A 13,191-nucleotide genomic window follows, 5' to 3' on the forward strand; every position below is an offset into this window, starting at 1 on the left:
GATCGACCTCGCGCAGAAGAGAAGGAATCGCCGCGCGCGGCGCGGCGGGGAACGACCCGACCGGATCAGCCCAGCTTGATCCAGGTGGTCTTCAGTTCGCAATACTGGTCGTGTGCATACACCGACTTGTCCCGCCCGCCGAAGCCCGATTGCTTGAAACCGCCGAACGGCGTCGACAGGTCGCCTTCGCCGAAGCAGTTCACGGTGACCGTGCCTGCGCGGATCCGGGACGCGACCTTGTGCGCGTGGTTCACGTTGTCGGTCCACAGCGACGCCGCGAGACCGTAGCATGTGTCGTTGGCGATCTCGACGGCTTCGTCGATGTCGCGGTACGTGATCACGCACAGCACCGGGCCGAACACCTCGTCTTTCGCGATCCGCATCTCCGGCGTGACATCGTCGAAGATCGTCGGTTCGACGAACCAGCCGCCGCTTTCGACGCACACCGCGTTTCCGCCGTGCACAAGCCGCGCGCCCTCGGCCTTCGCCGCATCGATATGCGCAAGCACTTTCTCGTAGTGCTTCTGCTCGATCAACGCGCCGAGTTTCATCTCGGGGTCCAGCGGATCGCCGGTTTTCCAGCCTTCCAGAACCGTTTTGATCTTGCCGATCAGCGCGTCCTTGATGCTGGCAGGAACCAGCAGACGCGAGCCCGCGCTACAGTTTTCGCCCATGTTCCAGAATGCCGCGGCGACGGCCTGCTCCGCGACGGCGTCGAGATCGGCGACGTCCGGCAACACGACTTGCGGATTCTTGCCGCCGCATTCGAGAATCACCCGTTTCAGGTTGGTGTCTGCGGAATAGCGCAGAAAGCGCTTGCCGGTTTCGGTCGAACCGGTGAACGCGATCAGATCGACGTCGGGGTGCAGGCCGAGCGCCTGACCCGCGCTTTCGCCGAAACCCGTTACGACGCTGAACACGCCGGCCGGTACGCCGGCTTCCAGCGCGAGATCCGCGATGCGTAAGGTTGCGAGCGATGTCTGCTCGGCGGGCTTGACGATCACGCTATTGCCGACCGACAACGCCGGACCGATCTTCCATGCGAGCATCAGCGCCGGAAAATTCCACGGCAGCACCGCGCCGACGACGCCGATCGGTTCACGCGTAATCATGCTGACGACGTCCGCGCCCGAAGGCGACAACGCGTCGTAACGCTTGTCGGTGACTTCCGCGTGCCAGCGGATACACGCGGCCGACTCGGGAATATCCAGCCCGACGCACTCGGACACGGGCTTGCCCGCTTCGAGCGCTTCAAGTATCGCCAGTTCGTCGGTGTTGTCGTCGATCAGGCGCGCCAGCTTCAACAGCACGGCCTTGCGATGCGACGGCGCGGCCTTCGACCACACGCCCGCGTCGAACGCTTCACGCGCGGCGAGCACGGCCTGATCGACATCCTTCGCGTCGCAGCGGGCAATCTCAGCCAGCACCTTGCCGTTCGCCGGATTCAAGGTCGGAAACGTCTCGCTGGACGCCGCCGGGCATCGCGTGCCGCCGATAAACGCGCGCCCGTCGAGTGTCAACGCGTCGGCTTTCTGTTGCCATGCCTGAAAAGTCGTCATTTCGTATCCTCAATCGATTAAAGTTCGACGCCTGCCGAAAACTCCTTCACCCAGATCGCAGCGGACACCGCCACATCGGCGATCGGACGCATCGGCAACGGGCGAGGCTGCGGTTGATGCTGAAGCTGATCGATCATGTCGTTCGACAGACCCAGCGCGTACTCGGCGATCACCTTGCCCGATGCCGAACCCCGGCTGAGTCCCAAACCGTTGCATCCGATCGCCTGATACAGCCCGTCGTCGCGCCGTCCGAACAGCGCGCCGCTATTCGCCGACAGACAGAGCGCGCCGCCCCACGTGTATTCGAGCGTGACGTCGCCGAGCATCGGAAAGCGGCGCTCGAACGACCGTTGATGCAGCGACTTCGCCTTGCGCAAATCCGCCGACGACACTTCGAGGCCGGGCCGGAACGCGAAGTGGTTGCGGATGCAGATGCGATCGGTGCAAAGACGGCGCACCGTCGTGCCCATCGGATCGGCGGGAATCAGCGCCCACGAATCGATGCCGCCGAGCGCATCGACTTCCGCCGGTGTCAGCTTCCGGCTCAACGAAGCAAACGTGTACACCGGCAGCAGACCGTTCGGATGCTCGCCGAACGTCGCCGCATACGCGTTGGTGCACAGGACCACCTTGCCCGCCGCGATCGTGCCTTCGGCGAACGACAGCACTTTCGCGGACCCGCCGTGCTCCAGCCGTTTGACGGGACTCAGTTCGAACACCTCGACGTTCGACGGCATGGTGCCCGCAAGGCCGCGCATCAACGCGGCGGGCTGCACCGTGCTGCATCCGGGCGTAAAGATCGCACCGTGATAGAACGACGTTCCCGTGACTGTTGCGATTGCGGTTTCGTCGAGCCATTCGAACGGTTCGTCGATGCGGCGCAAGCCGTCCGCGAAATGCGTGAGCGCATCCTTGCCGCGCCGGTTGACCGATGCGTGGTACTTGCCGTCGTCCCGCCAGTCGCACTCGATACCCTGCGCGCGCACCACCGACCTCACGTAATCGATGCCGTGACGCTGCATCCGGATATCGGCCTTGTCGGCTTCGACGCTTCGCGAGTAGCTTTCGCTGCTGATGTCGTGCGGCAAATCGACGAAGAAACCCGAATTGCGCCCTGCCGTCGAGCGACCGATCCGGTCGGCCTCGACCAGCGCCACCGACGCCTGCGGCGCCAGTTCCGCGAGACGCCGGGCGGCGCACAGTCCGGTGATTCCGCCGCCGACCACGACATAATCAAACTGCCTGTTGCCCCGCAACGTTTTCACGGCCGACGGCGGCGGCAGACTCTCCCACCAGCCGTTGACGCCGTCAGCCGCAGGTAACCTGGCGAATTCGAGTTTCGAGCTCATGCAAGTCAGCGTCCGTTGCGAAGCAGCGGTTGCACGAGCGTCGCAAACGCGCGCCGTTCGTCGTCCGTGAGCACGCCCAGCGGCGCCCGCGCATTGCCCACCGCCTTGCCGGCCAGCTCGCATCCGTAGCGGACATACTGAATAAACTTGCCGCTTCGTTCGAGCAGTTCCAGCACCGGCAGCAGTTGCGTCATCAACGCGCGACCGCTGACGAAATCGCCACGCTTGACGCATGCATCGAGCAACGCAACGTGAACTTCAGGCAAAAAGTTGGCCGCGCCCGCAACCCAGCTTCGTGCGCCCCAGACAAAGAACTCGAGCGCCTGGTCGTCCATGCCGCAACTGAGCACGAGCTTGCTCCTGAAGTGCGTGGCCAGATGATGCAGATGCGCGATGTCGCCGGTGCTCTCTTTCATCGCGATGAAGTTCGGTCGCGCGAGCAGTTCCTCCAGCACGCGGTCGCTGATTTCCGTGCCGGTGCGTGCGGGGAAGTTGTAGAGCATGACCGGCATGTCGAGCGCGTCGTCGATCGCGAGCATGTGTTGCAGCAGTTCGTCCTGGGTCGGCTGCGCGTAGTAAGGCGCGGCGACCAGCAACGCGGAAAGACCGGCGCGTTTCGCGGCCTGCCCAAGCCGGATCACTTCGCGGGTCGTCGTTGCGTTGATCCCTGCCGTCAGATACGTCTTTCCGCCCGCCGCCTGCGCCACAGTGTCGAACGTGCGCACGCGCTCGTCGAAACTGAGCGCGTAGTATTCGCCCGTCGTGCCGCCCACGCCGAGACCGGACAGGCCGCGCCCGGCCAGGTCGATCGCGTGTTGCGCCAGCAGTTCATGGTCGATCTCGCCGTCGGCTTTGAACGGCGTGACCAGCGGTGCGTGTACTCCTTCGAAGCTCATCAACCTTCTCCCTGTTCAGACGCACACTGCCGATCCCTGCGCCCTTGCCGAAGCGAAAGTGAAGGCGTGCGGGGTCGTGTGATGCAGTGACGTCGCGTTAAAAATCCGTGTGCCGGGTCACGCGGCGCTGTTGTCCAGCGACGCGTAAATGGCGATCAGACCAGTGCGTCCGCGTGTGAATAAATTGGAAAGCGGCTGCACATTTCCCGCACCTGACTGCGCACCGCGCGTTCGACGCGTTCGTCGCCGTCAGGCCTTTTTTCCAGCGCCGACAGCACTTCGAGTATCAACACGCCGATCTCGTCGAACTCCGGCGTGCCGAAGCCGCGCGTGGTGCCGGCGGCCGTGCCGATCCGGATACCGGACGTGACGGCCGCGCTCGCGGTGTCGAACGGAATGGCGTTCCTGTTGCTGGTTATGCCGGCGCGTTCGAGCGCCTTTTCGACCTGCGATCCCGTCAGCCCTTTTGGCCGGAGATCGGCCAGCAGCAGATGGTTGTCGGTGCCACCCGTCACGAGCGTCGTGCCGCCGAGCTTCAACACCTCGCCGAGTGCCTGCGCGTTCTTCAGAACCTGGTCGATGTACTGGGTGAATTCAGGCCGCAATGCTTCGCCGAACGCGACCGCCTTGCCCGCGATCACATGCATCAGCGGACCGCCCTGCAAGCCGGGGAATACCGCTGCGTCGATCTGCTTCGCGATGTCGGCGTGCGTGGTGAGAATGACGCCGCCGCGCGGCCCACGCAGTGTCTTGTGCGTGGTGGATGTGACGACGTCGGCGAAGCGCAGCGGATTGGCATGTCGCCCCGCCGCGACGAGACCCGCGATATCGGCCATGTCCACCATCAGCATCGCGCCGACGCTGTCGGCGATGTCACGGAACGCGGCGAAATCGAGTGCGCGCGGATAGGCCGGATAACCGGCAATCAGCAATGCCGGACGATGCAGTTCGGCAAGCCGGCGCACCTCGTCGTAGTCGATGCGAAGCGTCTGCGGATCGACGCCGTACGGAACCGCGTCGAACCACTTGCCGGACAACGCGGGATGCGCGCCATGTGTCAGGCGCCCGCCCGCGTCCAGCGACATGCCGAGCACGATGTCGCCCGGTTTCAGCAGCGCGAGCATCACCGCGCCGTTCGCCTGTGCGCCGGAATGCGGCTGCACGTTCGCGTACTCGCAGTCGAACAACGCTTTCACGCGGTCGATCGCCAGTGCCTCGATACGATCGACATGCTCGCAGCCGCCGTCATGACGCTTCGACGGATAACCGCCCGCGTACTTGTTCGTCAGTACCGTGCCCTGCGCGTCCATCACCGCCGCCGACACGAGATTCTCCGACGCGATCAGTTCGATCTGGGATTGCTGGCGACGCAACTCCAGCGTGATCTCGGACGAGATCACCGGGTCGCGGTCTTGCAGGGACTCGCAGAAAAATCGAAGCTTATCGTTCACGAGCGACTCCGGGATATTCACGAACACGTTCCACTTCATGCCTTCAGATACGCCGCGCCGCTGTCAGGTCCGCTCGCGCGCGGCCGTCGAATCCAACGCGACGGGAGCCGCTCCCGTCGCGTCCGTGATGCGCATTACTGCGCGAGCCAGGCCTGTAACTTTTCCGGATGCGAATCGACGAACTTCTTCGCCGCCGTGGCGTAATCGTTCGTGCTGTTGCCCGCGAATTCGATCGCTTCCACATCGGCGAGCGTCAGCTTGAAATGCTGCATGAACACATCGGCGCGCGGGAACTTTCCGGCAAACTGCTTCGAGCCGAATGCGTGAATCTGCTCCTCGCCGCCGAGCGTGCCTTTCGGGTCTTTCAGATAACGCATCGGCCACTTCTGGAACAGCCAGTGAGGGCTCCAGACCGTCGCGACGATCCACTGTTTGGACTGGTACGCGCGCTGCACCGAAGCCAGCATGCCCGCCTCGCTCGACGACTGCAGGTTGTAGCCCGCAAGGCCATAGTCCTTGACGGTTTTTTCGGATGCCTGCATCAGTCCGCCGCCCGGCTCGATGCCCTGAATCGTGCCGTTCAGCTTGCTTTTGACATCGGGCTTGTTCAGATCGGCAATCGACGACAGTTCCGACTCGGGCACATACGCGGGAACCGCCCAGCCATTTTTGCCGCCCGTATAGATGATGCCGACGTCATCCATATCGTTCTTGTAGCGCGCGTAATAGGTGGCGTGCGTCACCGGCAGCCAGCCGCCCACCATCAGATCGACATCGCCACGCGCGACACCCTGATACTGAATACCGATATCCGCCTGCACGAACTTGACGGGCTGCTGCAGTTTCGTCTCCATCACGTACTTCGCCACATTGGCCACCGCCAGCACATCGGCCCAGTTCGTGATGGTGATCTTCAGCGGTTCCGCCGCGACCGCGCCGCCGCCGTAAAGGCCGACTGCACAGAAGGCCGAGGCGGCAATTTTCACAACATAGGACTTGAGCATGCCGGTGTTCATCTAGTGCTCCTTGATTATCGAAAGTGACTTGTTTTTCTGCCGTAGCTGCGGGTTTTGCGGCTGGATGGATCGAGCAATGCGCTAGGGCTGCGCGGCTGCCGTTTCGCGAGCGGCGCGCTTCGGTAGCCGCGCCTTGCTCTTTTTTCTGGACTTGACGCCGAAGCTCTCGGTCAGACGATCGAGGATGATCGCCAGCAGAACGACGCCGAGACCGCCCTCGAATCCGATTCCGATATCGAGCCGTTGAATCCCGCTCAGCACGTATTCGCCCAGCCCGCCCGCGCCGATCATCGAGGCGACCACGACCATCGATAGCGCCATCATGATGGTCTGGTTGACGCCCGCCATGATCGACGGCAGCGCGTTGGGAAGCTGGATCTTCCACAGCAGTTGCGCGTCGGTGCTGCCGAACGAGCGCCCCGCTTCCATCAGTTCTTCGCGGACCTGCCTGATACCGAGCGTGGTCAGCCGAACCACCGGCGGCATCGCGAAGACGATGGTTGCGAGGACGGCGGGCACGCGTCCAAGTCCAAACAGGATGACGGCCGGAATCAGGTACACGAACGCGGGCATCGTCTGCATGAAATCGAGCAGCGAACGGAGCACGACTTCGGCGCGACCGTTGCGGGCGCCCCAGATGCCGAGCGGAATACCGACCAGCAAACTGAAGAACGTCGCGGCGATCACGAGCGCCAGCGTCGATACGGTTTGCGCCCACAGTCCCATGTAGTGAATCGTCATGATCGCGATGCCGACGAAGGCGGCGAACACGACGCCCTTGCGCCACAACGCGATGGCCATAAAGCCCACCAGCATCACGACGAACGGCACCGCGGCGAGGCCGTCCTGAAGCAGCTTGACCACCGCATCCAGCGCCGCCGAAAAAGCGTCGAATCCGCCGCGAAAATGCAGGAAAAGAAAGTTGACCGCGTGCTCCGCCGCCAGCCCGATAAATGACGAGTTCATGCCGCCCTCCGTTGCATCACCTGTTTCAGAATCGTGCGGCACGACACCACGCCGGCCAGCATCCCCGCACCATCGACGACGGGCACGTCGTGTTCCTGTCCGAGCGCGATGGTCGAGAGTTCGTGCAGATCGGTGTCGATCGGAACGGCGGCGATGTCGCGAAGCAGTGCGTCGCGAATCGGCGCGTTGCCGCACTTGCGCAACGACGCCGACGTAACGCAGCCCTGATAGCGGCCGGCTTCGTCGCAGACGTAGCCGGACTCGACGCCCGCGTCGATCAGCGCATTCATGTAGCGATCCGCCGGCGCGCTCGCGTCGCACCGGATCACGCCGCGCTCGACCTTCGAAAGCAGACTCGACGCTTTCTGGAAGCGAGAAATATCGACGTTGCGGAAGAAGTCGCGCACGTAGTCGTCGGCGGGCGACTGAATCAGTTCGGCCGGCGTGCCGACCTGGACCAGCCGGCCATCCTTCATCACGCCCACACGGCCGCCGATCTTGATCGCCTCTTCGATGTCGTGCGAAATAAAGACAACCGTGCGCTGCTCTTCCTTCTGAAGACGCAACAGTTCGTTTTGCATTTCGAAGCGGATCAGCGGGTCGAGCGCGGAGAACGCTTCGTCCATCAGCAGGACCGACGGATTCACGGCCAGTGCGCGTGCGAGACCGACCCGCTGCTGCATGCCGCCGGACAATTCGCCGGGATAGAGTTTTTCGTACGAACCGAGACCGACGCGAACCAGCGATTTGCGGGCAAGCGCGTAACGCTCGGCTTTCTTGTGCCCGGCCACTTCGAGGCCGTAAGCGACGTTATCGATCACGGTGCGATTCGGCAGCAGCGCGAACGATTGAAAGACCATCGCCATTTTCTTGCGGCGCACGTCGCGCAGCGCCGGCGTGGACATCGGCGCGATGTCGTGACCTTCGAGCACGACCTTGCCGGAAGTCGGCTCGATCAGGCGATTCAACAGTCGAACCAGCGTGGATTTGCCCGAGCCGGACAGTCCCATGATCACGAAGATCTCACCGGCCCGAACGCCCAGACTGACGTCGTCGACCGCCACCATGTTGCCGGTTTTCTGGAAGATTTCGTTGCGGCCGAGACCCTGGCGAAGCAGCTCGGCGGCGCGCTCCGGTTTCGGTCCGAAGATCTTCGACAGATGCTGGACCGTCAGGATTTCATTCGCGGCCGCCGACGTGGACGTGGCGATCGACGGCGCGGCGCTGGCTACGCCCGGATAGACCGCCTGTTCCGATGCGAAGGTGAGATGTGAGGACATTCTGTCGTTCCGGCTGGCAAGTTCAAAAACCTGGCGTCCGACGGGCGACACAGGACATGCGCAGCAGGCACGCACAGTCGCATCGTCGTCGCGGGTCAGGGATGAGCATTGCGGCTGTCGAACGCACAGGCGCCGAGAGCCAGTTTCGCAAGCAGAGACAGTCAAGCTCGTTCTATCGAACAAACATCGACTTTTCTCAACAACATTAAAATATCTCGCCGATTAATTGCGTATATGCAATGTTTGTTGCGGTGATGACAGCGTACCCCGCCAAATAGAACGAACCAGCTACATTTTCTGCGCCCTTTCCCCTACTTTTGGTAATGGGTCGTCTCAGCGGCGTTTGCGGCGGTACGCGCGAACCTGCCGCAAAGCCTCGCCAGGCATGGCGTCGAGTCGCGTGGCGCGAGATTGCGCGCGGATCGGCCGCCCGTTGCGCATTGGGGAAACTCCCGAGCGGGAGTCGGTGGAGGCGCTTGCGAGCGAAATCTTTTCGAATATGATCGGCTCACAGCGCAGGCCGCTCTATCAGCGACACGCGTGCGCACGACATCGCGAATGCCCCTGGCGGGCATCAGAGAGGAGCCCAATGATTTTCACCGACACCGCCCGACGCAGTTACACGATCCGTGACGAAGACTGGCGGCCGCTGCGCCTGGGCGAAACGGAGATGACCGGTTACGCGTGGATTCCGTTGTCGGACGACGAAGGCGGTGGCTGGTCCAGTTACTGGATGAAGATCGACGCCGGCGCGCAGGGGCCGATGCATCGGCACGACACGACCGAGCTGATCGTCGTCGCGCAAGGCGTCTTCACCGACAGCGACGGCGCGCACTTCCGGACCGGCGACGTGCTCACTTACGCGGCCGGGTCCAGCCACGCGAGCAGGTCGGCGGAAGGATGCGTGGTGCTGGTCGTTGCGCGGACCGGTTCGCAGCGGATCGATTGAGGCGGCAACGGCGACGGACGCGCGAAGGCAGAAACACCATCGTCATATGTCCGGGCGGCACTTCGGCCAGCACCGACCACGCCGGTTCTGCGTCGAGCGTAAGCGCCCACACGTCGAGCGTTGCCGGGTTCGCCACAGCCTGAACAGGTGGAAAACGCGGTGCGAGACTAGCGGCGGCCGTCAAAATCGTGGCTCAATCGGACGGACGCGTCCGCAAGCGCAATCCCCGGACTATCCTCTGGCCTGGTCCTCCGGGGGAATGCCACTCTCAGACAGTCTCCCGGATTTGTCGCCTGCCGCTTCCCCCGCGGCAGGCAGCCTTTTTTCTGCGCCGGATCGACGCACGACACGCAACTCACATCAACTGCCGAGCGTGTTCGGGTCGCGCCACGCGCGCTCGAACGGTAGCCGCCACGCACGCGGCGCGACCAGTTGATGAATCGCATTCGGCCCCCACGAACCCGGCGCGTAAAAGCGAACCGGCGGCGGCGATTCCAGCAATGCCGACGACACTTCCCACAAGCGCTCGATCCCTTCGGCCGTCGTGAACAGCGTACGATCGCCGCGCATCGCGTCGAGAATCAGGCGCTCGTACGCTTCGAGCACATCGCCGATCAGCCCGGTATCGCGCATCGCGAATTGCAGGCTCAGCTTGTCGAGGCGCATCCCAGGACCTGGCCGCTTGCCGTAAAACGACAGCGACATCTTCGACGCATCCGCGAGGTCGAAGGTCAGGTGATCCGGGCCTTGCGAGCCGACGCCCGACCCGGCCGGAAACATGCTCTTCGGCGGTTCACGGAACGCGATGGAGATGATCCGCTGCCCTTCGGCCAGCCGCTTGCCGGTGCGCAGATAAAACGGCACGCCGGCCCAGCGCCAGTTGTCGATCGAGCACTTCAGCGCGATGAACGTCTCCGTTTCCGATTCCGGACCCACGCCTTCCTCGCCGCGATAACCGGTGTACTGGCCGCGCACGACGTCGGACGGCTGGATCGGCAACATGCTGCGAAACACCTTGTTCTTCTCTTCGCTGATCGGTGACGGTTCCAGCGACGTCGGCGGTTCCATCGCCATGAACGCGAGAATCTGGAACAGATGCGTGACGACCATGTCGCGGAACGCTCCGGTCTGCTCGTAGAAACCGGCCCGCTTGCCGAGGCCCAGGGTTTCGGGCACGTCGATCTGAACGTGGTCGATAAAGTTGCGATTCCAGATCGGCTCGAACAGGCCGTTCGCAAAACGGAAAGCGAGAATGTTCTGCGCAGGCTCCTTGCCGAGAAAGTGATCGATCCGGAATATCTGCTCTTCCTCGAACACCTCGTGCAGACGCGCATTCAGCGACACCGAACTCGCCAGGTTGGTGCCGAACGGCTTTTCCATGATGATCCGCGAACGCTCGACGAGTCCCGCTTCCTTCAACAGCCCAACCGCCGACAACGCCGCGTTGGGCGGCACGCTCAGGTAATGCAGCCGCCGGCACTCGCCCTCGAAGCCCTCTTCGGCGCGTTGCACCGCGAGCTTCAGCGCTTCGGCACCGGCCGTCAGCGGCAGATAGTCGAGATTCGCGGCGAACGTCTCCCATTCCGGCTGCGCGACCTTGCGCATCGCGAACTCGTCGAGCGCTTCGCGCGCGGTGCGGCGAAAGTCGTCGAGCGAAATGTCGTCGAGTGCGACGGCGATGATCCTGCAACCTGGAATGAACCCCGCGCTCGACAGATGGAACAAGCCGGGTAACAGCTTGCGCCTTGCGAGATCGCCCGTGGCGCCAAACAGAACGACGACTTGCGGAAACCGCGGACCCACACCTGGAGAGATCTTGGCCATCGTGCAATTCCTTTCTGGGTTGTCGATACCTGACGAAAAGGACGCGAGAAAGGCTATCCGGCGGGCAAACCCGATTCGCGCGACATCGCGCGCCGGGTCCGTTCGGGACCACGCGATGGCTGCCGGATAGCGCTTCGCGACAGTATCACGGGCGGCGCGTGCAGGCCGTGCCGCGCGTCGCCGGGAAGCGGTCACGATCACACGGTTTGATGGATTGCGCCACAATCGGGTTTTGCGCCGACCGGCAACCCACGCTTCCGGCGCACGACAGACTTCATCCGCCAGGACTGCAATGACTCAAGCACTCAGCATCGATTTCGTCTCCGATATTGCCTGCCCGTGGTGTGCAATCGGTTTATCCTCGCTCCAGCTCGCGCTATCGAAACTCGGCGATACGGTCGACGCGCAGATCGTCATGCACCCGTACGAACTGAATCCCGAGATGGGCCCGAACGGCGAATCGATCGTCGCGTATCTCGGCAAAAAATATGGGCGCACACCGGCGCAGATCGAAGAAACACAGGCAATGATCCGCGAGCGCGGCGCAGACGTCGGCTTCAACTTCGGTCCGCGCACGCGGGTCTTCAATACTTTCGATGCGCATCGTCTGATGCATTGGGCCGCAATCGAAGGCAAGCAGCTTGCCCTCAAAATGGCGCTGCTGCGTGCCTATCATTCGGATGGCAAAGACCCCAGCAATCGCGACGTCCTGATCGAAGCGGCGCAATCGGTCGGACTCGACGCGGCACAGGCGCGCGATGTCCTTCAAAGCGACGCATATGCCGACGATGTACGCGCGGAGGAACGGGAATATCAGGCAATGGGCATTCAGTCCGTGCCGTCGATCATTTTCAACGGACGTTACCTGGTCACGGGCGGCCAGCCGGTCGAAGCGTTCGAACGGATCATCGAGCAGGTTCTCGCCGAAGCCGCCTAGTGTGGGTGGGATGGGCGGCGTTGGCGAGCGGCGGCACGCTCAGCTGAAGTCGCGCGCGCCGAGCACGATCATCGGCAAGCCAGGATTGAAGCGGCGGAATTTGTAAGCCGCCGCGCGAATCTTCGCTTTGTTGGCGGCGAACACGCCAGTGGGTGAATTATTGGAATCGTCGGCCAGAATCCGCATGGCCGGTGTCGAGATCCGGCCCGGAATCTCCGTTGCACCATCCAGAATCGTGAAGCTCAGATAGCCCCCGCGCGGATCGTCGCGCGGGTCGGTTATGTCGAACCTGTTTTCCATCGTCGCACCTTCATTTCTGAGGAGTGGCTTTGATGTGAGCAAAAAACGGTCCGCGCCGATGTATTTCAGTGCTAACGCGATCGGTAACGAGTGCAAGTCTCATTCGATATGTCCTTCAAACCATGCTCTATGCTGGACAGACTGACAGTCGTTGGACTCTATCGAAGGGGGCACCATGCAATCAGACAAGAAAGTCCTTGAATATCTGAATGCGCAATTGAAGAACGAACTGAGCGCGATCAACCAGTATTTTTTGCACGCGCGAATGTATCGGCATTGGGGTTTGGAGAAACTCGGCAAGCATGAATACGATGAATCGATCGGCGAGATGAAGCATGCGGATCTTCTGATCGAACGGATTTTCATGCTCGACGGACTGCCGAATCTGCAGGATCTACACAAGTTGCTGATCGGCGAGGAAACAAAGGAAATTCTCGAATGCGATCTGAAGCTCGAACTGATATCGCAAGCAACCTGCAAGGAAGGAATCGCGTATTGCGAGACCGTCCGCGATTTTATTTCGCGCGAGATTCTGACTCATATTCTCGACGAAACCGAAGACCACATCGACTGGCTCGAAACCAACCTCGATCTGATCGACAAGGTCGGGATCCAGAACTACCAGCAATCCGGCATGGAATCGCCCGGCTGACGCGCTGTTACG

At 62.4% G+C, this 13,191-nt stretch carries 12 protein-coding genes; 3 read left to right on the plus strand and 9 right to left on the minus strand.

What is annotated here, in order from left to right:
* Nucleotides 1–65: 65 nt before the first annotated feature.
* The 7 genes from PW947_RS01780 to PW947_RS01810 form a co-directional block, all read right to left on the minus strand.
* Nucleotides 66–1,559, minus strand: a complete 1,494-nt coding sequence (locus PW947_RS01780) for an aldehyde dehydrogenase (RefSeq protein ID WP_299629113.1) — start codon at nt 1,557–1,559, stop codon at nt 66–68.
* 17 nt (nt 1,560–1,576) lie between these two features.
* Nucleotides 1,577–2,908, minus strand: a complete 1,332-nt coding sequence (locus PW947_RS01785) for an FAD-binding oxidoreductase (RefSeq protein WP_299629114.1) — start codon at nt 2,906–2,908, stop codon at nt 1,577–1,579.
* Between the two features lie 5 nt (nt 2,909–2,913).
* Nucleotides 2,914–3,804 carry a dihydrodipicolinate synthase family protein gene (locus PW947_RS01790; RefSeq protein ID WP_299629116.1) on the minus strand — a complete coding sequence of 297 codons (891 nt, stop codon included), beginning with the start codon at nt 3,802–3,804 and terminating at the stop codon, nt 2,914–2,916.
* Nucleotides 3,805–3,959: 155 nt separating this feature from the next.
* A complete protein-coding gene (gene glyA / locus PW947_RS01795; RefSeq protein WP_299629118.1) occupies nt 3,960–5,255 on the minus strand; it encodes a serine hydroxymethyltransferase in 1,296 nt (431 codons plus the stop codon).
* Between the two features lie 134 nt (nt 5,256–5,389).
* A complete protein-coding gene (locus PW947_RS01800; RefSeq protein WP_299629120.1) occupies nt 5,390–6,271 on the minus strand; it encodes a glycine betaine ABC transporter substrate-binding protein in 882 nt (293 codons plus the stop codon).
* A gap of 81 nt (nt 6,272–6,352) precedes the next feature.
* Nucleotides 6,353–7,237, minus strand: a complete 885-nt coding sequence (locus PW947_RS01805) for a proline/glycine betaine ABC transporter permease (protein ID WP_299629122.1) — start codon at nt 7,235–7,237, stop codon at nt 6,353–6,355.
* On the minus strand, nt 7,234–8,517 hold the full coding sequence (locus PW947_RS01810) for a glycine betaine/L-proline ABC transporter ATP-binding protein (RefSeq protein WP_299629124.1): 1,284 nt from the start codon (nt 8,515–8,517) through the stop codon (nt 7,234–7,236). The genes PW947_RS01805 and PW947_RS01810 overlap by 4 nt, the downstream gene beginning before the upstream one ends.
* 589 nt (nt 8,518–9,106) lie before the next feature.
* Between PW947_RS01810 and PW947_RS01815 the strand changes: the two genes are divergently transcribed.
* A complete protein-coding gene (locus PW947_RS01815; protein ID WP_299629126.1) occupies nt 9,107–9,466 on the plus strand; it encodes a cupin domain-containing protein in 360 nt (119 codons plus the stop codon).
* 360 nt (nt 9,467–9,826) lie between these two features.
* Here the strand turns inward: PW947_RS01815 and zwf are convergent, their stop codons facing one another.
* Entirely contained in the window at nt 9,827–11,290 is a 1,464-nt protein-coding gene (zwf, locus tag PW947_RS01820) for a glucose-6-phosphate dehydrogenase (protein ID WP_299629128.1), read from the minus strand.
* A 292-nt stretch (nt 11,291–11,582) separates the two neighbouring features.
* Here zwf and PW947_RS01825 point away from each other — a divergent pair, with 292 nt between their 5' ends.
* A complete protein-coding gene (locus PW947_RS01825) occupies nt 11,583–12,227 on the plus strand; it encodes a DsbA family oxidoreductase (protein WP_299629130.1) in 645 nt (214 codons plus the stop codon).
* 39 nt (nt 12,228–12,266) lie between these two features.
* On the opposite strand, the gene PW947_RS01830 is transcribed toward PW947_RS01825, so the two are convergent.
* Entirely contained in the window at nt 12,267–12,527 is a 261-nt protein-coding gene (locus tag PW947_RS01830) for a hypothetical protein (RefSeq protein WP_299629132.1), read from the minus strand.
* 175 nt (nt 12,528–12,702) lie between these two features.
* Here PW947_RS01830 and bfr point away from each other — a divergent pair, with 175 nt between their 5' ends.
* Nucleotides 12,703–13,179, plus strand: a complete 477-nt coding sequence (bfr, locus tag PW947_RS01835; protein WP_299629134.1) for a bacterioferritin — start codon at nt 12,703–12,705, stop codon at nt 13,177–13,179.
* The last annotated feature ends 12 nt before the right edge of the window (nt 13,180–13,191 follow it).

It is taken from the genome of Paraburkholderia sp., assembly GCF_028283785.1.
Classification (GTDB): Bacteria; Pseudomonadota; Gammaproteobacteria; order Burkholderiales; family Burkholderiaceae; genus Paraburkholderia.

What these genes read in the sequence shown, in the direction of transcription:
- PW947_RS01825 (WP_299629130.1), top strand. Translation starts at nt 11,583, where the DNA reads ATGACTCAAGCACTCAGCATCGATTTCGTCTCCGATATTGCCTGCCCG.
- PW947_RS01800 (WP_299629120.1), bottom strand. Translation starts at nt 6,271, where the DNA reads ATGAACACCGGCATGCTCAAGTCCTATGTTGTGAAAATTGCCGCCTCG.
- bfr (WP_299629134.1), top strand. Translation starts at nt 12,703, where the DNA reads ATGCAATCAGACAAGAAAGTCCTTGAATATCTGAATGCGCAATTGAAG.
- PW947_RS01790 (WP_299629116.1), bottom strand. Translation starts at nt 3,804, where the DNA reads ATGAGCTTCGAAGGAGTACACGCACCGCTGGTCACGCCGTTCAAAGCC.
- PW947_RS01785 (WP_299629114.1), bottom strand. Translation starts at nt 2,908, where the DNA reads ATGAGCTCGAAACTCGAATTCGCCAGGTTACCTGCGGCTGACGGCGTC.
- zwf (WP_299629128.1), bottom strand. Translation starts at nt 11,290, where the DNA reads ATGGCCAAGATCTCTCCAGGTGTGGGTCCGCGGTTTCCGCAAGTCGTC.
- PW947_RS01780 (WP_299629113.1), bottom strand. Translation starts at nt 1,559, where the DNA reads ATGACGACTTTTCAGGCATGGCAACAGAAAGCCGACGCGTTGACACTC.
- PW947_RS01815 (WP_299629126.1), top strand. Translation starts at nt 9,107, where the DNA reads ATGATTTTCACCGACACCGCCCGACGCAGTTACACGATCCGTGACGAA.
- PW947_RS01830 (WP_299629132.1), bottom strand. Translation starts at nt 12,527, where the DNA reads ATGGAAAACAGGTTCGACATAACCGACCCGCGCGACGATCCGCGCGGG.
- PW947_RS01810 (WP_299629124.1), bottom strand. Translation starts at nt 8,517, where the DNA reads ATGTCCTCACATCTCACCTTCGCATCGGAACAGGCGGTCTATCCGGGC.
- PW947_RS01805 (WP_299629122.1), bottom strand. Translation starts at nt 7,237, where the DNA reads ATGAACTCGTCATTTATCGGGCTGGCGGCGGAGCACGCGGTCAACTTT.